Origin of the sequence: Bradyrhizobium sp. LB11.1 (assembly GCF_040549385.1) — a bacterium.
In the GTDB taxonomy this organism is placed as follows: Bacteria; Pseudomonadota; Alphaproteobacteria; order Rhizobiales; family Xanthobacteraceae; genus Bradyrhizobium.
Map to the genome: position 1 here is coordinate 339,077 of NZ_JBEPTH010000003.1, position 23,455 is coordinate 362,531.

A 23,455-nucleotide genomic window follows, 5' to 3' on the forward strand; every position below is an offset into this window, starting at 1 on the left:
GCGGTCTCTTGCCTCGCGTTATGCGGCCTCAGTCATTCACAAGCCCCGGCCTGTTCGCCGCAGTGCACACGGTATTCCGGCTCGTGGAAACCGCGATGAAGCACGGCCGGCGCCCCGGTGGCAATATCCGATTCCGCCCCCATCAACAGGGCGGCCAGTCAAATATCTGATAGCCCTAGCTTTCCGCGCGGCGCTTCGCGAATATGGCCGCTTGCGCGGTGCAAAACGAGCAACTGGAGCTGGGAATGAAGCGCATCCTGATCGGCCTGATCGTGGCAGCCGTGCTCGCCGCGGGCGGATGGTTCGGCTTCAACCTCTACGTCCAGCACCGGGCCACGGCCGAGGTCGAAGCGGCGTTCGCGCGGCTTCGCGCCGGCGGCGCCAAGGCGAGCCACGGCAAGGTGGCGTTCGAGCTGTCGAGCCGGACGCTGACGATCGAGGATATTGCGGTTGATCCGGGCCAGCAGTCGCAGATGCAGATCAAGATTGCCGGCGTCAGGGCGACCGGCGTTCGCCAGATCGACGACAGCAGGTTTTCGGCCAACAGTATCGACATCACCGGCATCGACGTCGCGGTGGACCAGGGCGGCCCAGCCAAGGTGAAGGCGTCCTACAAGATCCCGCAACTGACGATCCGCGACTATGCCGGCCCCCTTCACAGCGGGACTGTGCCGGCGAACGGCTCCCTGGCCGACCTCTACCGCTACGTGCTCGGTCAATACGCAAGCGTCGCGGCGTCCTCGCTCACGGCGCCGGCGCTGTCGATGAGCTTCTATTCCAGCGACGGTCCCGGCAGCCACAGCGAGGTCACCTACTCCGGATTGGCGATCCAGAGCCTGAAGCACGGCACGATCGATGCGATGAAGGCGGACCGCGCCACCTTTTCGGCCGAGATGAAGCAGCCGGGCAAACAGAATAAGCTTACAGGTGAGCTCTCGAACATCATCGTCAATGATTTCGATGCGACCGCGATTATCGACGCGCTCGATCCAAAGACCAGCAGTGACGAGACCCATCATCGCGTCTACCGGCAAATTCTGGCCGGCCCCTATACGCTCAAAATGGATCATGGGATACGTATCGATATCGACGGCTTCGTGATCGAGGACATCGACGTGCAACCGTCGAAATTCCGGCTGGCCGAACGATTTGACGCGCTGCAGGATCAACCGGCCGTTCCGACGCCGGCACAGTCGCGCGAAATGCTGGAGAAGATCGCCGGAATCTATGAGGGTATTCGCATCGGCAAGGCCGAGGTCAGCAAGATCGCGATCGGCACGCCGCAGGAGACCGGCAAGGTCAACGCGATCAGATACCGCGAGGGCGAACTCGCGATCGAGGGCGTCGATATGCCGGCCCCACAGGGGCAGTTCAAGATGGAGCGCTTCGCGCTGAAGTCTTTCAGCATGGCAAAACTGATGCGCCTTGGAGCCCGCTTCAGCGAGCCCGGACAGATGCCCACACCGGAGCAGACGCTGGATCTGTTCCGCGTGTTCGAAGGGGTCGATATCAAGGGCGTGGTCTCGCCCTACAAGAACGCGCGGCACCCCGTCACCATCGACACGATCAGCCTGAGCTGGGGCCAACTGGTCGGATCGATTCCGAGCAAGGCCAATCTGGTCGTGAAGATGGTCACGCCCACCGATTCCTCCAATCCTGCGCAGCAGCCGCTGATCATGGCGGGCATCGACAAGCTCGCGATCGACCTCGACCTCGGCGCCGCCTGGACGGAATCATCGGGGGCGTTTGCGTTGGCACCCGCGACGATCGACCTCGGCAATCTTGCCAAGGCGCAGGCCCGCTTCGCGCTCGCCAACGTGCCACGCGGCCTGTTCACGACCGACCCGGCGCAGGCCATGGGTCAGGCGGCGCAGGTCGAGACCGGCGCGATCGAGCTCTCCTTGCGCGACAGCGGCGTGGTCGATCTGGTCGTCGCGCAGTTCTCGCGCATGCAGAACGTCAGCCGCGATGCCGCCCGCGGCGCCATCGTCGAGATGATCAGGGCCCAAGGCGAGAAGGTCGCGGCGTCCAATCTCGATGCAAAGCCCGCGGTGGATGCGCTCGCAAGCTTCGTCGAGACCTCAGGACAAACGCTCAGCATCAAGCTGACACCACTCGGCAAGGTGCCGGTGCTTCAGCTTATGGACGTCCTAAACAACGAGCCGATTGTCGCGCTGGCGCAGTTCAGGATCGAAGCGTCGACGGGGTTGTAGGGGACGACCCACAGACCTCTCCCCGTCATTGCGAGCGAAGCGAAGCAATCCAGACTCTTTCCGCGGAGGGATTCTGGATTGCTTCGCTACGCTCGCAATGACGATGTGGAAACACCTCTCCCCGCATCCGCCTTCGGCGAGAGCGGAGAGAGGCAAAGCCTCACTTCTGCGGCAGGTTTACCTTCACATGCAGCTCGCGGAGCTGCTTGGTCGTCGCATCCGACGGCGCGCCCATCAGCAGGTCCATGGCCTGCTGGTTCATCGGGAACAGCGAGATCTCGCGCAGATTGTTGGTGCCGCACAAGAGCATCACGATGCGGTCGACGCCCGCGGCCATGCCGCCATGCGGCGGCGCGCCGTACTGGAAGGCGCGGTACATGCCGCCGAAGCGATCGACCACTTCCTGCTCGCCGTAACCTGCGATCTCGAACGCCTTCACCATCGCTTCCGGCACGTGGTTACGGATGCCGCCCGAGGCGATCTCAAAGCCGTTGCAGGTGATGTCGTACTGGAACGCCTTGATGGTCAGCGGATCCTGTCCCCTGAGCGCATCGAGGCCGCCTTGCGGCATCGAGAACGGGTTGTGCGAGAAGTCGACCTTCTTGTCGTCCTCGTTGTACTCGTACATCGGGAAGTCGACGATCCAGGCGAGCTCGAACCGCTCCTTGTCGGTGAGGTTCAGTTCCTCGCCGACCTTGTTGCGGGCCAGACCCGAAAACTTCCAGAACTTGTCGGGATCGCCGGCGACGAAGAAGGCGGCATCGCCTTCCTTGACGCCGATCTGCGCGCGGATCGCGGCGGTGCGCTCGGGCCCGATGTTGTTCGCAAGCGGACCTGCGCCCTCACCGCCCTCGCGCCACATGATGTAGCCGAGGCCGGGCTGGCCCTCGCCCTGCGCCCACGAGTTCATGCGGTCGCAAAACGCGCGGCTGCCGCCGCCCGGCGCCGGGATCGCCCAGACCTGGTTCTTGGGGTCTTCGAGCATGCGCGCGAACACCTTGAAGCCGGAACCGCGGAAATGCTCGGAGACGTCCTGCATCTCGATGGGGTTGCGCAAATCCGGCTTGTCGCTGCCGTATTTGCGCAGTGCCTCGGCGAACGGAATCCGCCGCCAGTTCTTGCTCACCGGCTTGCCCTTGGCGAACTCCTCGAACACGCCGGTGATGACAGGCTCCATCGCCGCGAAGACGTCGTCTTGCGTGACAAAGCTCATCTCGACGTCGAGCTGGTAGAACTCGCCGGGCAGACGGTCTGCGCGCGGGTCTTCGTCGCGGAAACAGGGCGCGATCTGGAAGTAGCGGTCGAAACCCGACATCATCAGCAGCTGCTTGTACTGCTGCGGCGCCTGCGGCAGCGCGTAGAACTTGCCGGGATGGATGCGCGACGGCACCAGGAAGTCGCGCGCGCCTTCCGGCGAGGACGCGGTCAGGATCGGCGTGTTGAACTCGAAGAAGCCCTGCCCCTCCATGCGCCGGCGCATCGACTTGATGATGTCGACGCGCGTCATGATGTTCTGGTGCAGTTTTTCGCGGCGCAGATCCAGGAAGCGATACTTCAGGCGGATGTCTTCGGGATATTCCTGGTCGCCGAACACCGGCAGCGGCAAGTCGCCAGCCGGGCCCAGCACCTCGATCTCGGTGACGTAGATCTCGATCTTGCCGGTAGGCAGCTCGTCATTGTCAGTGCCTTCGGGGCGGCGGCGGGCCTTGCCGTCCATCTTGACGACGAATTCCGAGCGCAGCTTCTCGGCCTGCGCGAACGCCGGCGAGTCCGGGTCGACCACGCACTGGGTCAGGCCGTAATGGTCGCGCAAATCGATGAACAGCACGCCGCCATGATCGCGAACGCGATGGACCCAGCCCGAGAGGCGAACCGTCTCGCCGATGTTGCTCTCGCGGAGATCGCCGCATTTATGTGACCGGTAGCGATGCATGGTCGTCCCAAATTCAATGTCGGAGGAAGAGAATCGGACCGTCTGTAATGGCCGGTCCGAAGTTGCGGCAGGGTTTACCTCGGGAGGACGGGGGCGGCAACCAAGGGAACGGCCTGTTTTGGGCCCGGAACGCCCATTTTTGCCCAATCTGGGTCCATCCCTTTGCCATCGGGCGTTCGCCGCCTATCTTGAGGTTATGACGGTCCATTTCCCTTTCCAGAACTCGTATTCGGCACTTCCGGACAGCTTCTTTGCCCGTGTCGCGCCGACCCCCGTGTCCGCGCCCCGGCTGATCAAGCTGAACCGGCCCCTGGCGGTCCAGCTCGGGCTCGATCCTGATGTGCTGGAGACACCTGAGGGCGCTGAAATCCTGGCCGGAAAGACGGTTCCGGATGGTGCCGACCCCATCGCCATGGCTTATGCCGGCCACCAGTTCGGGCATTTCGTGCCCCAGCTCGGCGACGGTCGCGCCATCCTGCTCGGCGAGGTCATCGACAGGGACGGCCTCCGCCGCGACATCCAGCTCAAGGGCTCGGGCCCAACGCCGTTCTCTCGCCGCGGCGACGGGCGCGCGGCGCTCGGCCCGGTGCTGCGCGAATACATCGTCAGCGAGGCGATGTACGCGTTGGGCATCCCGACCACCCGTTCGCTTGCCGCTGTCATCACCGGCGAGCATGTCATCCGCGAGACCGCGCTCCCCGGCGCGGTGCTGACGCGGGTCGCTTCGAGCCACATCCGGGTCGGCACATTCCAGTTCTTTGCCGTACGCCGCGACACCGACGCGATCCGCCGGCTCGCCGATCACGTCATCACGCGGCACTATCCGGACCTGCTTCACGCCGAGCGGCCCTATCATGCCCTGCTCGCCGGAATCGTCGCGCGCCAGGCCGAGCTTATCGCGCGCTGGCTCCTGGTCGGCTTCATCCATGGCGTGATGAACACCGACAACTCTTCCATCTCCGGCGAGACTATCGATTACGGCCCCTGCGCCTTCATGGACGCCTACAATCCGTCGCAGGTGTTTTCCTCGATCGACGAGATGGGCCGCTACGCCTATGCCAACCAGCCGCGCATCGCGTTGTGGAATTTGACGCGGCTCGCCGAATGCCTGCTGCCGCTGTTCTCCGACGAGCAGGAGAAGGCAGTTGCGGAGGCACAGGACATTCTCGGCGCCTTCTCAGAGACGTTCAGCGCGGCCTACCAAGCAGGCCTGCGCAAGAAGGTCGGCCTGTTCACGGAGCGTGACGGCGACGCGGCGCTGATCCAGGACCTGCTCGATGCCATGGCCAAGAACCAGGCCGATTTCACCCTCACCTTCCGCAAGCTCGGTGATGCCGTGGGCGATAACGGCGCCGATGCACGCGCGCAGTTCATGGACCCCGCAGCCTTCGATGAATGGGCCAAGCGCTGGCGCGAACGAACAACCCTGGAGCCGCAGACCGCGTCTGAGCGGCAATCCGCCATGAACGCCGTCAATCCGATCTTCATCCCGCGCAACCACCGCGTCGAGGCCGTGATCCAGGCCGCGGTGAACGATGACAATTACGCGGCGTTCGAGGAGCTGGTGAAAGTGTTGGCAAAACCGTTCGACGAGCAGCCGGACTACGCCGCCTACGCCGATCCGCCGCTGCCGGATCAGCGGGTGCTGCAGACGTTCTGTGGGACGTGAGCCGAATTCACCGCTACTACCTTTAATTGGCTTACGGGTGGATCACGCCTTCGGCTGATCCTATTCGCGCGCCGGCTGTTGTTTACACCTCCCGCCCGCCGGAACCGCTGTCATCAAACTGATACACACGCGCTCTAACGGCCTGTCAGGGCCGTCCTGCCGGAGGCGCCCATCCTCCAACGATCCTGACAAGCGCGCCATGCCGTTCAAATTCATCCACATCACCGACACGCATCTGGCGAACCCCGGGCTGAAGCTCTATGGCCTCGACCCGCGCGCCAGGCTCGATGCTGCCATCGCCGACATCAACAAGCACCAGCCGGACGCCGCCTTCGCGGTCGTGACCGGCGACCTCACCCATTGGGGCGAGGCTGAATCCTACGCCAATTTCGCCGACGCGATGACGGCGCTGAAGATGCCGTACATCGCCATGGTCGGCAATCACGACCGCCGCGTCGCCTGCCTCGACAGCCTGAAGGCGGCGCCGCGCGATCCCAACGGTTTTGTGCAAGGCACCCGCACCACCGAACACGGCCTGTTCGTGTTCCTCGACACGCTGGACGAGACCAGCCACGCCGGCGAGATGTGCGCCAAACGCTTCGACTGGCTGGCGAAGACGCTGGCCGCCGCACCGGCCGACATGCCGTTCGTCGTCTTCATGCATCACCCGCCGTTCCCGGTCGGCGTGCACGCGATGGACGAGATCGCACTGAAGCAGAGCGCGGAATTCGCCGAGGTGATAGCGCCCTATCGCGCGCGCATCCGCCATCTCTTCTTCGGCCATGTGCACCGTCCCATCTTCGGCAGCTACGGCAAGATCCCGTTTTCGACGCTGCGCGGCACCAACCATCAGGTCTGGTTCGAGCTCGATGCCGACGCGCCGCATCTGGCGAGCCACGAGCCGCCGGCCTACGGCGTGGTGCTGATCGACGACGAGAACCTCGTCGTGCACAGCCACGACTTCCTCGACGCCAGCCTGCGCTTCCCGTTCGAGCCGCCTGCGGGTGTCGACGGCCGCGACTATGCGCTCAACTTCCCGGCGCGGTGACATGAGCCTCGCTGAACCCGCGGCTCTCCCGGTCGCGGCTGTGGTGCGGCCGCGCCTGCAGATCGTGACGCGGTTCACCACCCGCTTCAAAGCTTCGCTGCCGGCCTATCTGTTATTGCTGCCGTCGCTGATCTTTCTCGCGCTGTTCACCTATGGCGCGATGGGGCGCGTGCTGATCGATGCGCTCTATCAGCGCGCCACGCCGAAGGCGCCGCTTCTCTTCGTCGGCCTCGACAATATCGGCGCGGTGCTGGCGGACCCCTACTTCACCGGCGCCGTCGTCAACAACCTCATCTACGCAATCGGCACCGCGATCCCCAGCATCGGTCTTGCGCTGCTGTTCGCGCTGGCGCTGGCGCGCACCAATGCCGTAACCAGTGCGCTGCGCGCCGTGCTGTTCCTGCCGGTGCTGATCCCGATGGTGGCGGCGTCCGCGCTGTTTCTCTTTATCTTCCTGCCCAATGTCGGCCTGCTCGATTACTACATCGGCCGGCTGCTGCCGGTGGTTCCGAACTGGCTCGGCGATCCCGACATCGCGCTCTACGCGATCATGATCATCACGATCTGGAAGAACGCCGGCTATTACATGCTGTTCTTCCTGGCCGGCCTCCAGGCCGTGCCCGAGGACGTCATGGAAGCAGCCCATCTCGACGGCGCCGGTCCCTTCATGCGGCTGCGCTACATCATCCTGCCGGAGCTGAAGCCCACCTTCCTGTTCGTCATCGTGATCGCCACGCTGAACGCGGTGACGCAGGTCGACCACGTCTTCGTCATGACCAAGGGCGGCCCGTCGAACGCGACAAATCTCGTGCTGTTCTACATCTACCAGCAGGCGGTCGAGCACTACGACATCGGCAAGGCCTCGGCCGCGACGATGCTGACACTCGCCGCCTTGATGGGCGTCACCGCGCTATCGTTCCGCACCATGGCGAACCGCGAGGGCGGCGCATGAAGCTGATCGACGCCCTCACCAAAGACGCTCCGCTCGCCACCCGCAACGAGATCACGCCCAAACTTGGCTTCGCGCTGACTGTCCTGCTCGCGCTTGCCTGGCTGATCCCGTTCCTGTGGATGGGCGTGGCGACGCTGCGCCCGGCGTCCGACGGCATCAATCTGATGGCCGAGCTGATGCCGAGCCTGAAGCCGACGCTCGACAATATCAGGGACGCCTGGGAGATCGGCGACTTCCCGCGCTATTTCCTCAACACCACGATCATCTGCACCGGCATCCTGCTGGTGCAGTTCGTCACGATCACGCTGGCGGGCTTCGCGTTTGCGCGGCTCGACTTCGCCGGCAAGTCGCTGCTGTTCTATCTGTTCCTGATGCAGCTGATGCTGGTGCCGGTGCTGCTGATCGTGCCCAACTTGAGGATCATCGCGCAATTCGGCCTCTACGACACGCTCGCCGGCGTGATGATGCCGTTCTTTGCGTCGGCCTTCGGCACCTTCCTGATGCGCCAGGCGTTCGAGGCCATTCCGACCGAGCTGGAAGACGCCGCCCTGATCGACGGCGCCAGCCTGTTCCAGCGCATCCGCCACATCTATGTGCCGCTGTCGATCCCGAGCTTCTCGGCGTTCGCCATCATCTCCGTCACCAGCCACTGGAACGACTTCCTGTGGCCGCTGATGGTGATCAATTCGCCGGACAAGCGGCCGCTCACGGTCGGCCTCTCCGTCTTCACCGCGACCGCGGAAGGCACGCAGGCCTGGGGCACGATTGCCGCAGGCACGCTGATGGTGATCGCACCGCTGCTCATCACCTTCCTGATCTTCCAGAAGCGCTTCATCAGTTCTTTCGTCACCTCAGGCATCAAATAGGAGATTTGTAGATGCTGTTCTCCCGCAGGCTCATGCTCGGCCTCGCCATCGCAGGCTCAATGGCAAGCGCCCTCGCCGTTCCGGCGATGGCCGAAGGTCCGACCCAGATCGACCTGTTCTTCCCCGTTCCCGTCGACGGCAAGCTCGCCCGCGACATGGGCACCTTGATCAAGGAGTTCAACGACGGTCACCCCGATATCAAGGCGACCGCGGTCTATACCGGCTCCTATGACGACACGCTGATCAAGACCCGCGCCTCGATCAAGGCCGGCAAGCCGCCGGCGGCCGTGATCATGTCGGCGAACTTCCTGCTCGACATGCAGATCGAGAACGAGCTCACCAATCTCGACAGCCTGATCGCCGCCGACGGCAGCACCAAGGAAAAGTTCCTGGGCCAGTTCTTCCCGGCGTTGCAGGGCAACGCGGTGATCGACCGCTCGGTCTACGGCGTGCCTTTCCACAATTCGACGCCGCTGCTCTACATCAACGCCGACCAGGCCAAGGAAGCCGGCCTCGATCCGAACAAGCCGCCGCAGACCTGGGCCGAGCTCACCGACTGGGCCAAGAAGCTCACCAAGCGCGAGGGCGACAAGGTCACCCGGTGGGGCATCGCAATCCCCTGCGCCTATGACTATTGCGGCTGGATGATGGAAACGCTCACCATGACCAATGGCGGGCGCTACTACAACGAGGAGTTCGGCGGCGAAGTCTATTACGACACACCCTCGATGCTCGGCGCGCTGACCTGGTGGAGCGACCTCGTCAACAAGCACAAGGTCCACCCGCCCGGCGCCACGCCGGGACCAGCCGTCAGCACCTCCTTCATCTCCGGCAACGCCGCGATGATGATGCTGTCGACGGGGTCGCTGACCTATGTGCGCGAGAACGCCAAGTTCAACTACAAGGTCGCCTTCATCCCGCGCAACGTCCGCAACGCCGTGCCGATCGGCGGTGCTTCGCTGATCATTCCCGCGGGCGTCGAAGCGGACAAGCAGAAGGCCGCCTGGACGCTGATCAAGTGGATGACCTCGCCCGAGAAGAGCGCCTGGTGGAGCCGCGCCACCGGCTATTTCGCGCCCAACATGGCCGCCTACAAGACGCCTGATATGGTCGACTTCCTCAACAAGAACCCGGACGCCAAGACCGCCGTCGAACAGCTCGACGTCGCAAAACCGTGGTTTGCGACCTACAAGACCGTGCCCGTGCGCAAGAACCTCGAGGACGAGGTGATGCTGGTGCTCAACGGCAAGAAGCCGCCGAAGGAGGCCCTCGTCGCCGCCCAGAAGGCCGCCGACGAGACGCTCAAGCCGTACAATGCGGAGACGTCGCTGAAGCTGCCGTAAGGCGGCCATCCTGCAAAAGAACTTCGGCGCTCCGTCCTGCGGAGCGCCGAATTCATTCTGGGCAGTTCAAATTCGATCAGTTGCGCTTCCCGTCGAGCCTGAAGACCATCTGGGTCGGACGCACAAACCGCAACGCGATCAGCAGCACGGCGAGGACCGTACACATGTAGATCACCGCCATGGCGTCGATCGAATAGACCGGCCGGACGCCACCAGCGAAGACATTGTAGTAAAGTGCCACGACGAGGGTCTGCGAGCCTCCGCCTGCGAGCAGGAACGCCAGCTCGAAGTTGGAGATCGTGTTCACGAGCACGAGCAGCCCCGCCGTCAGGATGCCCGGCAGCATCAGGGGCAGCAGGATGCGGCGGAAGATCTGGATCCGGTTCGCGCCCAGCATCTGCGCCGACCATTCGAGGTTCATGCTGATCTGCTCGAAGAACGGCAGCAGGATGAACACGGCGAGCGGCACCATCGGGACCAGCACCGCGAGAATGACGCCGAGCACGGTCCCGCCGACGCCGAACCTGTAAAGCGTGGTGGCAAGCGGAATTCCGTAAGTCATCTGCGGGATCAGCAGCGGCAGGAAGTAGAGCAGCAGCAGGATCGGCTTGGCCCTGAAATTGCGCCGCGCCAGCACGTAAGCGGCCGGAAATCCGATCGCGAGCGCAATGACCACGACAGCCAGCGCGATGAACAGCGTGATGAAGAGAATGTGCGCGAGCTCGAACTCCCGCCAGGCGTAGGTGTACCAGTCCGCCGTGAAGGCCGGCGGAAGCGGGTTGCCGAACCAGCGCTTGGCAAACGAGCTCACCACGACATGCGAGACAATGCCCAGCAGGTTCAGGATGAACCCGAGCAGGAACAAATAGATCGCAAGTTTCCACAGGCGTCCGCGCATCGGTCCCTCTCAGCGTTTGCCGACGCCCATGGTCGTCGCGATGGTCATGCGGCGGCGCACCAGCACGATGGCAACGAGCGCCGCAAGCTGGCACAGCCCCATGATGACGGCGATCGCGGAGGCATAGGACATGTCGTATTGCTCGAACGCCTGCTGATACGCGGCGATCGAAATCGTTCGCGTCGAACCGGCCGGCTGCCCCACCATCACCGCCGACGGGAACACCGCAAAGCTCATCACGAAGACCAACGCAAAGGCGATGATCAGGCCGGGCGCGATCAAGGGAAACATCACGCGCCTGAAGATCGTCCACGGCCCTGCCCCCAGCATGCGGGCGGAACTCTCGAGGCTCGGGTCGATGCCTGAGATGTAGCCCAGCAGCATGAGGAAGCAGAAGGGGAAATTCTGCATGAACAGCGAGAAGATGACGCCAATGGAATTGTGGGTCAGCTCGAGCGGATTCTCGATCAGGCCAGCGGCGAGCAGCATCTGGTTCAGCCAGCCATTGGTGCCGTAGAAGCCGAGGATCCCTTCCGAGAGGAAGACGACGCCAAGCGAGATCGGAAGCACGAGAATGGTTGTGATCGTTCGCTCGAACCAGACCCCACGCCGCATTCCATAGGCGAGAAACAGCGCGATCAACACCACGGCAATCGTCGTCGGCAGTGCCAGCAGAAACGTGGTCTTGATCGTGCTGTATTGATAGGCGTCGCTGAAGAAGGCGACATAGTTCGACAGGATTCCGGCCGCGCCGCGTTTCGCCGGCTGCAGGCTGATGTAGATCCCGTAAACGAAGGGATAGACGAACATCGCAAGCACGTAGAGCAGCGAAGGCGCGAGACAGAGGATCGCAAGCAAATCGAGCTCGCTGCGGCGATCGGAACGGGTGAGAGCCACGACTTGTCTCCTCACTCGCGACGCAGCAGCACGAATTTTTCCGGCGGCAGCGTCAGATCCAGCGTGTCCCCGACCGAAAGCTTCTCCAGCGAACGGACCCAAAGCCTCGCGCCGTCACCGAAAGATATCTCCGCCTCCTGCTCCCGGCCGAGATACTCGACCAGTTCGATTTTGCCACGCAGCGCATTGACCCCATCAGCCGGCTTGCCGAGCCGGACATCCTCGGGGCGGATCGCCAGCACAGCGTCGTCTCCCGGACCGAAGCCGTCTCGCGCCCTCGCCCGCAGCGCCTGTCCCCTGAAATTCGCCTCGATCATGCCGCCCGCCTCCCCCCCGAGCGTCACGTCGAGGAAATTTCGAAAACCCATGAAATCGGCAACGAAGACGTTCTTTGGCCGGTCGTGGATCTCCTGCGGTGTGCCGACCTGCATCAGCACACCCTCGCGCAAGACGACGATGCGATCGGAGAGCGACAGCGCCTCGGCCTGGTCGTGGGTCACATAAATGGAGGTCAAGCCGAGCCTTGCATGCAACTGCTTGATCTCTGTGCGCATCTCGACGCGGAGCTTGGCGTCGAGATTGGAGAGCGGCTCGTCGAACAGCATCAAGCGGGGATGCAACACGAGTGCGCGCGCGATGGCGACACGCTGCTGCTGGCCGCCGGAGAGCTGGCCGGGATAGCGGTCTTCATAGCCGGCAAGACGGACCAGTCCGAGCATCTCCTGCACGCGCTGCTTGATTTCCGTGGACGGTCGGTTCTGCAGCGAAAGGCCGAACGCGACGTTGTTGAATACAGTCAGATGCGGGAACAGCGCATAGTTCTGGAACACCATGCCGAAGCCGCGCTTTTCCGGCGGCAGATCATCGATACGGCGGCCGTTGAGGTGAATTTCGCCGTCGCTCGGCAGCACGAGGCCGGCGATGATGCCGAGGGCAGTCGACTTTCCGCAGCCGCTCGGCCCGAGGAAAGTGACGAATTCACGGCCCCCGATCTCCAGCGGAAGGCGGTCGAGCACGACCTTGCCGCCGTAGCGCTTGGTGATCGACATCTCTAGCTTGTCAATGGAATCGGTCATCCCTGCCCCACATGCGCGCGCGAGGGCACGCTGGTGCGCCCCCCGCTCTCTGATCCCCGCGATGATTATTTCTTGACCTGATCAGCGCCGATCTCGCGATCCCACCGGTCCATCGCGTAGCTCAGCTCCTTCACGCCCAGCGGAGGCGAGACTTTCCACTTGGTCCCGATCTGGTCGTACTCAGGACGCCAGAACTCCTTCACCTCGTCCTGTATCTCTTTTGGCGCCGATGCGAGGGTCGCGGCCTTCACGACCGGGCCGATGAAGGCCTTCCAGGTGAGAGCCTGTTGTTCGGGCTTCCACATGAACTTCATCAGGTCGATGATGACATCCACCTGCTCCTGCGGCACACCCTTCGGAATGCACCAGTAGTGGCCATCCACCACGAAGGTGGTGTTCTCCAGGATCACGATCTTGGAATCCGGCGGGATCACGCTCTGGGCGCGAGGCTTCATGTCCCATTCCATGATCCCGGCGATCATCCAGCGCTGTCCCTGCGCGAACTCCTTCAGGGTGATGGCGGTGCCGGTCGGATAGTATTCCGTCGACTTGCCGAGCTCCTTCAGGAAGTCCCAGCTCTTGTCCCAGCCCTTTTCAGGATCGAGCGGCTTGGAGTCCCCGAGGATGAAGGCAAATCCCTGCAGGATCGCGCGGCCCGGGCCGCTGTTGGCCGGACGCGCATACATGAACTTGCCAGGGTTTGCTTTCACCCAGGTGAGCAATTCCTGCGCCGTCTTCGGCGGGTTGGGCACCTTGGCGGGGTTGTAGATCAGCACCGGGCCGCCGGCATTGCCGACCGACGGAAGCAGGAATCCCTTTCCCTCGTCATACAGCGCCTTGCCGGCGTCGGTCAGAACATCGCGCGGAAAGCTGCTCTGATAGTCGGGGATGGCGAGAAGCTGGCCGTTCTGCGCGAGCAGCGCGCCGCCGTCCTGTCCAGTCAGCACCAGGTTGATATCAAGACGTCCGGCATCCTGCTGCGTTTTGATCTTCGCGGGAAGCTCCGGCGCGGGCGCGCGCTGGATCTTGATCTCACCGACCTTGTCGGGATTGGCCTTCTTGTAGTTCTCGATGATGGTTTGCGTGGAGGCGAGATCGCCGCCGGTGTCGATGATCGACAGGCTGATTGGAGCGGCAAAGGCTCCACTGAGGCTCGCCCCAATCAAGGCGGCGGCCATCAGGGTCGCTGACACCTTCGTCATAAGTCCTCCCAGTCTTTATTTTTGTCATTAGTTGTTATTTATTTGTAATACGAAGATCGGCGAAACTGAGCCTTGTTGTCAAGCTATCTGTTGCACGGACATTTCAGCACAGCGGGAACGACCTGAACTTGTCAGAACATATGTCAATAATTTGTCCAATGGCTGACTATCCAAATTGGCGGAGCCGAATTTGAAAAAGCGCACTGCGAAGGTCGCTGAACTGCCGCGCTCCCCCGCGACCGGGCGGTTGAGCGACCGTGTCTACGACCACGTGCTCGGCCACATCGCGATGGGCATCCTTCCCATCGACTGCCGGCTGCCGCCCGAAAACGGCCTTGCTGACCTGCTCGACGTCTCGCGCCCCGTCGTTCGCGAAGCCTTGATGCGATTGCGCGATGACGGGTTGATCGCGTCGCGCCAGGGCGCGGGCTGGTTCGTCACGCGGCGCCCGGCTGCCAACGCTTTCGACTTCGCGCCCGTCAGCAGCATCCCGGACATCCAGCGCTGCTTTATCTTCCGGATGGCTGTCGAGGGCGATGCCGCGGCTCTTGCTGCGCGCAACCGGGACAGGCAAAGCCTGCGCCGCATCCACCAGGTCCTCACGAAGCTCGATGCAATGGTTGCCCAAGGGCGTGAGGGCGGACTGGGCGTCGAGGAGGATCTCCTCTTCCACCGCACGATTGCAGAAGCAAGCGGCAACCGGTTCTTCGTCGAGACGCTGACCTCGTTGAGGGAACAGATCGCCATCGGCGTCAATCTGAACCGCAATCTCTCTCTCATTCAGCCGCGCGGCCGAATCCTGCGAGGCCAGCAGGAACATCGCCGCGTTTTCGAAGCCGTCGAGGCTCAGGACGAAGAAGGTGCCCGTCGCGCCATGCGCACCCACGTCGACAATGCGCGAAAGAGAATATTTGAGGGAGGCTGATTGCTGCGGCGCGCGATTGCATCGGCTCAGATCGTCACCACGATCTCAGATCGTGACTACGATCTTGCCGAATTGCTCGTTCGACTCCAGGAAGCGATGCGCCTCGACGATGTCCTCGAACCGAAACGTTCGGGCGATGATCGGCTTCAACGTGCCGTCCGCCAGCCCATCGAGGATGAAGGCCTTTGCCTTCGCAAGGCGCGCGGGATCGCGGGTGATCTCGTGCACGAGGTAGCCGCGCAGGACCAGGCTCTTGGTCAGCACGTTGACGAGCGGGAATAGCGTCGGCTCGGGGCTCAATCCGCCATATTCGATCAGGATGCCGCCCGGCGACATCGCCGCGGTCAGCGGCTCGAACGCGGGTCCGCCGACCGCATCGAGCACCACACGGACGCCGCTTGAGCCGGCGATGTCGTCCAGCCGCGCGCGAATATCCTCTTCGGCTGACGCGACGACGTGTGCGGCGCCGGCATCGCGCAACGCCCACCGCTTGGCCGACGTCCGCGTCAGGGCGATCGGAACGGCCCCGATCCGGTTCGCGATCTGAATGGCCGCTAGCCCAACGCTGCTCGACGCCGCCGTGATGGCGACGAGATCCCCTCGCGCGAGTCCGGCGATGTCGACCAGTGCGCCGTAAGCCGTGAGATATTGCATCCACACCGCAGCCGCCGTCTCGAAATCCAACTGTGGGGGATGCTTCACGACAAGCTCGGCGGGAAACGTCGCGAGTTCGGCATAGGCCGGCCATCGCACCATCGACAGCGGCGGCACGATGCTGACGGCATCGCCCGGCGCGAAGCCGGCAACATCCGCTCCGACAGCCTCGACGATCCCCGCCGCCTCCAGCCCGAGGCCGGACGGAAATGTCGCGGTCTCGATATAGGTCCCCCTCCGCAACAGGGCTTCCGCACGGTTGAGGCCGAATGCCTTTATGCGAATCTGCACCTCGCCCCGTGCCGGCGGCGCGACGTCGACAGTCTCGATGCGCAGCACTTCGGGACCGCCATGCTGGTGAAAGCGAACGACGCGAGCCATTGGATCTACTCCAAAACAATTGAACTGAATGGAGCTATGCCGCGCCCACGGAAGCAGATAAATCGTCGAAATAAGTGAACAGTCGAAACTAGGAGTTTTTAATCATGGACCGCCTGACCAGCATGGCCGTGTTCGTCAGGGCCGTCGATCTCGGCTCGTTCGCAGCCGCCGCCGACGCCTTCGAGATGTCGGGGCCGATGGTCGGCAAGCATATACGCTTCCTCGAAGAGCGCCTTGGCGTCCGCCTCCTCAACCGCACCACGCGCCGCCAGAGCCTGACGGAAGCTGGCAAGGCCTATTACGAGCGCTGCCGTGTCGTGCTCAAAGAAGTGGAGGCCGCTGACACCGTCGTTGCCGACGAGCTCTCCGAGCCGCGCGGCAGGCTGCGCGTGACCATGCCCGCCCTGTTGGGACGGCACTGCATCGCTCCCTTGCTGATAAAGCTCGCGCGAAAATATCCGCATCTCGAGCTTGATCTGTCTTTCGGCGACCCGATCGCTGACATCATCGAGGCCGGGTACGACCTCGCGATCCGGACCGGCGAACTCGACGACCAGTCCGGCCTGATCACGCGGCGCATCGCGAGCCAGCGCATGGTGGTGTGCGGCGCGCGCTCGTATTTGCGCGCCAACGGCAGGCCGAAAAGGATCGACGATCTCGCATCGCATCAGGCGATCATCTATCGCCGCTCGGGGCGCGTCCGGCCATGGCTATTCCCACAATCGGACCAGCCTCCACGCGAGATCACGCCCATCGGCAGGCTGAGGCTCGATGATCTCGAGGCCATCGCCGATGCCGCCGCACAAGGCATGGGGCTGGCTTGGCTGCCCTACTGGCTGGTCCGCGAGCGCCTCGACACCGGCGCGCTGACCGGTCTCTTCGGCGGACAACCAGAATTCCTGTACGACTGCCACGCGCTGTGGCCGCGTTCGTCTCGGATGCCGCCAAAGGTTCGCGCCACTGTGGATACCCTCGCCGCCGGCCTGCCGAAGCTGATGACGTGATGGCGGGCCCGAAGGCCGCGTTAACCCCGCGTCCACCATCCGGCCCGCCCAGCCGCCGGTAACCATTTGAATTAACAGACCCTCAACGCACAGCCGACAAATCTAACGGTGTTTCTGGAGATTTCCGCCGTGGATCTGTTGGTTTTCGAGTTCCTGGGATTGGCGCTGGTTGCCATGTGTCTGGTCGTGGTGGCGCTGCCCTGCGCCCGCAAATCCTCGAACCGGATCCGGTACGAATAGGAATTTCGGCCAACTGAAGTGATTCCGGCCCAATGCAAGGCTCGAATTCGTCACGAGCCCCTTGACATCACAGCGCTTTCGGCAGAACGGCTGATGGCAAGTGTCATGGGCCCTTCATGGATTTGATTACCACCACCGCTGACCTCGCGGCTGCCTGCAGCCGGCTGGCCAAGCATCCCGTCATTACCGTCGATACCGAGTTCCTGCGCGAAACCACCTATTACCCGCTGTTGTGCGTGGTGCAGTTGGCCAGCGCCGAGGAAGCGATCGTCGTCGACACCCTGGCCGAGGGCATCGACCTCAAGCCGTTCTTCGAGCTGATGGCCAACGAGAGCGTGCTGAAGGTGTTTCACGCTGCGCGCCAGGACATCGAGATCATCTGGCACCAGGCCAACATCATCCCGCATCCGGTGTTCGACACCCAGGTCGCGGCCATGGTGCTCGGCTATGGCGACAGCATCGCCTATGACGCCCTGGTCGAGAAGGTCACCGGCCACCGCCCGGACAAGACCCACCGCTTCACCGACTGGTCGCGCCGGCCGCTGACCAAGGAGCAGATGCATTACGCGGTCTCCGACGTCACGCATCTGCGCGACGTGTTCGCAGCACTCGACGCCGATTTGAAGAAGCGCCGCCGCAGCGAATGGGTCTCGATCGAGATGGAGGTCCTGACCTCGCCAAAGACTTACGACTTCCACCCCGAGCGCGCCTGGGAGCGGCTGAAGACACGGGTGCGCAAGCCGAAGGACCTTGCCGTACTGATGGAGGTCGCGGCCTGGCGCGAGCAGGAAGCGCAGAGCCGTGACGTGCCGCGCGGCCGCGTGCTGCGCGACGAGGCCGTCAGCGACATCGCGACCCACGCGCCGAACACGATCGAGAAGCTCGCAAACCTGCGTTCGGTACCGAAGGGGTTTGAGAAATCCAAATGGGGCGCAGATATCGTCGCCGCCGTCGAGCGCGGGCTGGCGCGGGACCATTCCACGCTGCCGAAGCTGGAGAAGCCGCGCAACAATAACAACGGCGCTGCGACGGTCGAGCTGTTGAAGGTGCTGCTGCGCATGACCGCCGAGCGTCATGCGGTGGCCAGCAAAGTGATCGCGACCGTCGACGATCTCGAGGAGATCGCGGCCGACGACGACGCCGATGTGCCCGCCCTGCGCGGCTGGCGCCGCGAGCTGTTCGGCGACAACGCGCTGAAGCTCAAGCGCGGCGAGCTGGCGCTGGCGATCGAGAAGGGCCGCGTGATCGGGGTTCAGCGGGCGGAGGCGGTTAAACCGTCATCCTGAACTGCGCGCCATGCGCAGCATGGCGAGCCTCGAAGGATGAACGGGGATGGATTAGCGCCCGCTGCTTCCAACGCGTCATTGCGAGCGCAGCGAAGCAATCCAGAGTCTTTCCGAGGAGACAGTCTGGATTGCTTCGTCGCTTCGCTCCTCGCAATGACGGGGGCGAGAGGCCCCTACGCCTGCGGCAGCTTGGCCACTTCCGACTTCATGTCGTTCAACACGCCAGTGATCGCCGCGATCAGCTCGTCGATCTGGGCCTTGGTGACGATCAGCGGCGGGCAGATGGCGATGGCGTCGAGCATGTTGCGCGAGATCACGCCTCGCTCCTGTAGCATACGGCTCGCCATGCCGCCGACGGCGCCGGGCGTCGCGGCCGCGGTCTTGCGGCCCTTGTCGAGCACGAGCTCGATCGCTGCGATCATGCCGACGCCGCGGACCTCGCCGACCAGCGGATGGCTGGTGAGCTCGCGCAGCTTGCCCTGCATGTAGCCGCCGAGCTCGGCGGCATGCGCGACCAAGCCGCGCTCCTCGATGATCTTGAGATTCTCCAACGCAACCGCCGAACCGACCGGATGGCCGCCCGCGGTGAAGCCGTGGCCGAGCACGCCGATCTTGTTGCTCTCGTCCGCGATCGGCTCGAACATGCGGTCGTTCATGATGATCGCCGACAGCGGGAAGTAGCTCGACGTGATCTGCTTGGAGACCACCATCGCGTCGGGCTTGATGCCGTAGGTCTCGCAGCCGAACATCTTGCCGGTGCGGCCGAAGCCGCAGATCACTTCGTCGGCGATCAGCAGGATGTCGTACTTCTGCAAAACCTGCTGGATCTTGTCCCAATAGGTCGCCGGCGGCACGACGACGCCGCCCGCCCCCATCACGGGCTCGCCGAAGAAAGCCGCGATCGTGTCAGGTCCTTCCTTCTGGATCAGCGCGTCGAGCTCCTCGGCCCGGCGCGTCGCGAACGCTTCCTCGCTCTCGCCGGGCGCGCCGTCCTTGTAGAAATGCGGCGATCCCGTATGCAGGATGTTCGGCAGCGGCAGGTCGAACGAGCGGTGGTTGTTGGGTAGGCCGGTGAGGCTCGCGGACGCAATGGTGACGCCGTGATAGGCGCGCATGCGGCTGATGATCTTCTTGCGCTGGGGCTGGCCGAGCGCATTGGAGCGATAGGCGATCAGCTTGAGGACGGTGTCGTTCGCCTCCGAGCCGGAGTTGGTGAAGAACACCTTGCTCATCGGCACCGGTGCGAGCGCGACCAGCTTCTCGGCGAGGTCGATCGAAGGCCCGTGCGATTTGGCCGAGAAGGTGTGATAGAACGGCAGCGCCAGCATCTGCTTGTGCGCGGCATCGACCAGCCGTTTCTCGTTGAAGCCGAGCCCGACGCTCCACAACCCCGCCATCGCCTCGAAATAGCGTTTGCCCGACGCGTCGAACACATAGGGCCCCTCGCCGCGCTCGATCACCAGCGGACCTGCCTGCTGATGCGCGCGGGCGTTGGTATAGGAGTGGAGCTGGTAGGCCACATCCCGGGCTTCTTGCGAATTGGGCAGCATGGACATTTGCAGGGATCCCTTACGTCATCACGTCGCCGGCACGGCCAGCATCACCACTCGATCATCGAGTTACTCGTATCAAGCTACTTCTCAAGCTACTTCGCTATTGCGACGAGGCAAGACTTGCAACGCCAATTCGTCGGCAGCAAGCGCTCAGCAGCGATGCACAAAGCCGCACACAGGACAACGATCAGGCCGCACCGTCGTCATTCTCGTCGTTGTCGGCTGAGGCTTCCCTCACCTCGACCAGCGCCATCGAGAGCAGATAGATGGTCGTGGGCAGACCGATCCGGCGCGCCACCTCGACGGCACGCGACAGATCGCTCGCCAGCTCCCTGAGCTCGTCCTCCCGAGACAATGTCCACACCCCATCCATCCGCCGATCGCGTCAGTCTAGACTGCGACGGCGCCGCTGGTTTTGATCAGTTCGGCGCTGGACTGGAGTGTAGCAAAGTTGGCGATGACATTCACCACCGACTGTTTGTAGGCCGCCGCCTCGCCCGAGCCTGGCTGCCGGCAGGCCACGGCATCGCCGACCACCTGATAGCGGTGGCTACGGTGAAATCCCTCGACGACGGTGGCCAGGATGGTCTCGTCGAGCGAAAAGCCCGTCATCACGCAGCGCACGTTGCGGAGGTTGGACATGTAGTCCACGAAACGCGACGAGCTGTAAGCCGACGGCAACGGGTGCTCGAACGTCATCTCGCCGGGCCGCGGCCTGGCCTCCGCGATCCAATCGGTCAGTCTGGATGACGGATTGAACCACGCCGCCTGCGCGATGCGCTTCAAATGCATCACCGGCCAGAGATTGCTGCGCCACAGCGTCAGCAACTCCAGGCAGCGCATCGTGGCGGTGTCGCCGTCGACAATGACGTGGCGACGCCCAGGGGTCAGATATTCGACCTGGAGATCCGCACAAATCAGGATCGGCGGATCGTCATGGATGGAAACCAGCATTGTCTTGCGCGGAGCTGCACCAGTTTCAACGATCGGCGAGTGCGAGATCTCGCAGCGGCGAAGTCACCACCCGCCCCGCCGAGGCGTCGAGCACCCCCGGCCGGTCCCAATCGCCCTCGGGGCGGATGATAACGTAGGGATCACTGTCCAGCGTGATGGCGTCCGGCCCAGGTTCGATCTCCAGCAGCATCTCCGTGTAGGAGAAATCCGAGAAGGTGATCTTGCGATTGTGGCCGAGCGGCTTGGCGCCGAAATGAGCCCAGAAATCGACCAGCCGGTCCTGCGCCTGGCCGTAGATCTTGCGGAACCCCTTGCGCTTCACGTAGTCGACGCTGGCCTGCACCAGCTTGAACGAGATGCGCGAGCGCCGATATTGGTGACGCACCGCGAGCCGCTCGACCTTGGCGAAATCGCCGAAGAAGCGCACGCGCAAACAGCCCGCGGGCTCGTTGCCGATGTAGCCGATGAAATGCGCGGCAACCATGTCGTTGCCATCGAACTCCTCGTCGAACGGACAATCCTGCTCCGCGAGATAGACCGCGGAACGAATGGCCGTGACAAGCATGAGATCGCTGGGATCACGCGCGAGACGAACGGTGATTGCGCGGGAGTCGGGTTTGGCGAGAGGAATCCTAGTGCCGTGCATCTGCAAAACTCCTTGCTTGAATGATCGCGCCCGGCATGCGCATCGGCTGCCGATGCCAGGGCCGCTCGTAACACCAGAGATCGGGCTGGAAGCTTGAAATTGGCTCGAATCCGGTCGCTCTCATGATCTCGCGTCCGGCCACGGTTGACGGCTGCGCATAGCAATCGGCGCCATGAAATCTTATCTGGCGAAGATGAGCCGCAGCCTTGCCAAGACCGGCGATGCCACGGCCGGTCGCCGCGATCGCCCAGATATAAATCGCCGAAACCGCCTCGTTTGCCGAGGCGAGATGACGCGTGTCGGGTGCGGTCAGGCAGATATCGTCGAGCAGCAATGCATCATGCCCGCGGTCGTTGAGAAACATGAAGGCCATGCCGCCGAGCAGATTGCCATTTCGGGTGAATGTGAGGATGCTCTGGGGATCGAAAGCGAAATATGTCGCGAGCTCCATCGCCCCGATCTGCACACCCGGCACCAGCCGTCGCGCCATCTCCGAAAGCGCGGCAATTTCGGAAAATTGCGCGCAACGGACATCCACGTCAGGGCTCAGCGGCAAGGCATCGAAATCATGCCTTGCGGCAAACGAGCCCCTTTCCTTACTCATGTCGTCCCTCTATCGTTCGGGGGTTTTGTACGCCGCTATGAGGAGAGCCTAGCGGCTGGAGATCAGGAGTATGCAGCAAGTATTGCACCGGGGTGCTGCATTGATGCAGCACCATGAAGAAGCGCTAAATGCGTCCTGGGACGATTTGAAACTGTTTTTAGCTTGCGCAAAATATAAAAGTTTTCGCAACGCGGCCGAAGAGCTCGGGCTCACCTCCACCACATTGATGCGCCGGATCGACCGGCTCGAAGAGAGCATCGGTTGCAAGCTTTTCCTGCGCGACCAGAGCGGGCTCACGCTCAGCGACGAAGGCACCGCGATGATCGCCGACGTCGCGCATATGGAGCGCCACGCCTTCAACGTCTTCCGCCGCGCCTCGCGCTCGTCCAACGATACGTCGGGCACGGTGCGCGTCGCGGTGACGGAGGGCCCCGGCAATTTCTGGATCCTGCCGCGGCTGATCGATTTCCAGAAGACCTATCGCAAGATCGCCGTCGATCTGCGTTGCGCGATGGAGCAGGCGGACGTCGCGCGGCTGGAGTCGGACATCGCGATCCAGCTCGAGCCGCCGACCAATCCCGATCTCATCGTTGCCAGGCTCGGCCGGCTGCACATTTATCCCTTCGTCTCCAGCGACTATGCGGACCTCTACGGCGTGCCGGCGACGCTCGCTGAGTTGCCGAACCACCGCATCATCAAGCAGAGCGCGCCGCAGGTCGACGACGGCGCCTATGCCCGCGTGCTCGGGTTGAAATCGCTGGAGGGCATCGTCGGGATCAAGACCAATTCTTCCGTTGGCGTGCTCTATGCGGTCGAGCGCGGCGCCGGCATCGGTTTCCTGCCGACGGTGTCGATCGCGCTCGGTGCGCCACTCGTCGCCGTCGACCTCGGCGTCAGCCACCACGCCGACCTCTGGCTCACTTATCACAAGGAGTTCCGCACCTCCGAGCGGCACAAGATCGTGGTCGACTGGCTGAAGCAGATCTTCGACCCCAAAACCCATCCCTGTTTCCGCGACGAATTCATCCATCCGAACGCGTTGGTGCCGATGATGACGGCTGCGCACGAAGGCTTTGGATTGTCTGGATACGTTGCAGCGACGCCGAAGTGA

21 protein-coding genes are annotated in these 23,455 nt (G+C 63.2%); 10 read left to right on the forward strand and 11 right to left on the reverse strand.

Annotated features, from left to right (window positions below):
* The first annotated feature begins 245 nt into the window (after nt 1–245).
* On the forward strand, nt 246–2,213 hold the full coding sequence (locus ABIA96_RS09295) for an aq_1923 C-terminal domain (protein ID WP_354136743.1): 1,968 nt from the start codon (nt 246–248) through the stop codon (nt 2,211–2,213).
* Nucleotides 2,214–2,373: 160 nt separating this feature from the next.
* On the opposite strand, the gene aspS is transcribed toward ABIA96_RS09295, so the two are convergent.
* Nucleotides 2,374–4,146, reverse strand: coding sequence for an aspartate--tRNA ligase (gene aspS, locus ABIA96_RS09300; protein ID WP_354136744.1), 1,773 nt, complete (start codon nt 4,144–4,146; stop codon nt 2,374–2,376).
* 196 nt (nt 4,147–4,342) lie between these two features.
* Between aspS and ABIA96_RS09305 the strand changes: the two genes are divergently transcribed.
* The 5 genes from ABIA96_RS09305 to ABIA96_RS09325 all read left to right on the forward strand — a co-directional run bounded on the left by ABIA96_RS09305 (nt 4,343) and on the right by ABIA96_RS09325 (nt 10,024).
* Nucleotides 4,343–5,815, forward strand: coding sequence for a protein adenylyltransferase SelO (locus tag ABIA96_RS09305; RefSeq protein ID WP_354136745.1), 1,473 nt, complete (start codon nt 4,343–4,345; stop codon nt 5,813–5,815).
* Between the two features lie 199 nt (nt 5,816–6,014).
* Entirely contained in the window at nt 6,015–6,863 is an 849-nt protein-coding gene (locus ABIA96_RS09310) for a phosphodiesterase (RefSeq protein WP_354136746.1), read from the forward strand.
* Nucleotide 6,864: 1 nt separating this feature from the next.
* Nucleotides 6,865–7,815, forward strand: a complete 951-nt coding sequence (locus tag ABIA96_RS09315; protein WP_354136747.1) for a carbohydrate ABC transporter permease — start codon at nt 6,865–6,867, stop codon at nt 7,813–7,815.
* Nucleotides 7,812–8,681, forward strand: coding sequence for a carbohydrate ABC transporter permease (locus ABIA96_RS09320; protein ID WP_354136748.1), 870 nt, complete (start codon nt 7,812–7,814; stop codon nt 8,679–8,681). The genes ABIA96_RS09315 and ABIA96_RS09320 overlap by 4 nt, the downstream gene beginning before the upstream one ends.
* 11 nt (nt 8,682–8,692) lie before the next feature.
* Nucleotides 8,693–10,024 carry an ABC transporter substrate-binding protein gene (locus tag ABIA96_RS09325; protein ID WP_354136749.1) on the forward strand — a complete coding sequence of 444 codons (1,332 nt, stop codon included), beginning with the start codon at nt 8,693–8,695 and terminating at the stop codon, nt 10,022–10,024.
* Nucleotides 10,025–10,100: 76 nt separating this feature from the next.
* Here the strand turns inward: ABIA96_RS09325 and ABIA96_RS09330 are convergent, their stop codons facing one another.
* The 4 genes from ABIA96_RS09330 to ABIA96_RS09345 form a co-directional block, all read right to left on the reverse strand.
* Nucleotides 10,101–10,922, reverse strand: a complete 822-nt coding sequence (locus ABIA96_RS09330; RefSeq protein WP_354136750.1) for an ABC transporter permease — start codon at nt 10,920–10,922, stop codon at nt 10,101–10,103.
* Between the two features lie 9 nt (nt 10,923–10,931).
* On the reverse strand, nt 10,932–11,819 hold the full coding sequence (locus tag ABIA96_RS09335) for an ABC transporter permease (protein ID WP_354136751.1): 888 nt from the start codon (nt 11,817–11,819) through the stop codon (nt 10,932–10,934).
* Nucleotides 11,820–11,830: 11 nt separating this feature from the next.
* Entirely contained in the window at nt 11,831–12,895 is a 1,065-nt protein-coding gene (locus ABIA96_RS09340; RefSeq protein WP_354136752.1) for an ABC transporter ATP-binding protein, read from the reverse strand.
* A 65-nt stretch (nt 12,896–12,960) separates the two neighbouring features.
* The gene (locus tag ABIA96_RS09345) at nt 12,961–14,097 is read right to left on the reverse strand and encodes an ABC transporter substrate-binding protein (protein WP_354136753.1); all 1,137 of its coding nucleotides are present in this window, start codon (nt 14,095–14,097) and stop codon (nt 12,961–12,963) included.
* A 175-nt stretch (nt 14,098–14,272) separates the two neighbouring features.
* Here ABIA96_RS09345 and ABIA96_RS09350 point away from each other — a divergent pair, with 175 nt between their 5' ends.
* The gene (locus ABIA96_RS09350; protein ID WP_354136754.1) at nt 14,273–15,022 is read left to right on the forward strand and encodes a FadR/GntR family transcriptional regulator; all 750 of its coding nucleotides are present in this window, start codon (nt 14,273–14,275) and stop codon (nt 15,020–15,022) included.
* Nucleotides 15,023–15,067: 45 nt separating this feature from the next.
* Here ABIA96_RS09350 and ABIA96_RS09355 read toward each other — a convergent pair whose 3' ends face one another.
* Nucleotides 15,068–16,057, reverse strand: a complete 990-nt coding sequence (locus ABIA96_RS09355) for a zinc-dependent alcohol dehydrogenase family protein (protein ID WP_354136755.1) — start codon at nt 16,055–16,057, stop codon at nt 15,068–15,070.
* A 104-nt stretch (nt 16,058–16,161) separates the two neighbouring features.
* Between ABIA96_RS09355 and ABIA96_RS09360 the strand changes: the two genes are divergently transcribed.
* Together ABIA96_RS09360 and rnd are read left to right on the forward strand one after the other, a co-directional pair.
* Nucleotides 16,162–17,061 (forward strand): LysR family transcriptional regulator, encoded by a 900-nt coding sequence (locus ABIA96_RS09360; RefSeq protein WP_354136756.1) that lies wholly within the window; start codon nt 16,162–16,164, stop codon nt 17,059–17,061.
* 356 nt (nt 17,062–17,417) lie between these two features.
* Nucleotides 17,418–18,587, forward strand: a complete 1,170-nt coding sequence (rnd, locus tag ABIA96_RS09365; RefSeq protein ID WP_354136757.1) for a ribonuclease D — start codon at nt 17,418–17,420, stop codon at nt 18,585–18,587.
* A gap of 173 nt (nt 18,588–18,760) precedes the next feature.
* Here the strand turns inward: rnd and ABIA96_RS09370 are convergent, their stop codons facing one another.
* The 5 genes from ABIA96_RS09370 to ABIA96_RS09390 all read right to left on the reverse strand — a co-directional run bounded on the left by ABIA96_RS09370 (nt 18,761) and on the right by ABIA96_RS09390 (nt 22,344).
* Nucleotides 18,761–20,143, reverse strand: a complete 1,383-nt coding sequence (locus tag ABIA96_RS09370) for an aspartate aminotransferase family protein (protein WP_354136758.1) — start codon at nt 20,141–20,143, stop codon at nt 18,761–18,763.
* A 184-nt stretch (nt 20,144–20,327) separates the two neighbouring features.
* Entirely contained in the window at nt 20,328–20,504 is a 177-nt protein-coding gene (locus ABIA96_RS09375) for a hypothetical protein (protein WP_354137140.1), read from the reverse strand.
* Nucleotides 20,505–20,530: 26 nt separating this feature from the next.
* Nucleotides 20,531–21,094, reverse strand: coding sequence for an isochorismatase family protein (locus ABIA96_RS09380; RefSeq protein WP_354136759.1), 564 nt, complete (start codon nt 21,092–21,094; stop codon nt 20,531–20,533).
* Nucleotides 21,095–21,119: 25 nt separating this feature from the next.
* Nucleotides 21,120–21,740, reverse strand: coding sequence for a GNAT family N-acetyltransferase (locus ABIA96_RS09385; protein WP_354136760.1), 621 nt, complete (start codon nt 21,738–21,740; stop codon nt 21,120–21,122).
* Nucleotides 21,727–22,344: a hypothetical protein gene (locus tag ABIA96_RS09390; protein WP_354136761.1), complete on the reverse strand. Its 618-nt coding sequence runs from the start codon at nt 22,342–22,344 to the stop codon at nt 21,727–21,729. Before ABIA96_RS09390 ends, ABIA96_RS09385 begins: the two co-directional genes overlap by 14 nt.
* Before the next feature lie 70 nt (nt 22,345–22,414).
* Here ABIA96_RS09390 and ABIA96_RS09395 point away from each other — a divergent pair, with 70 nt between their 5' ends.
* Nucleotides 22,415–23,455 (forward strand): LysR family transcriptional regulator, encoded by a 1,041-nt coding sequence (locus ABIA96_RS09395; protein WP_354136762.1) that lies wholly within the window; start codon nt 22,415–22,417, stop codon nt 23,453–23,455.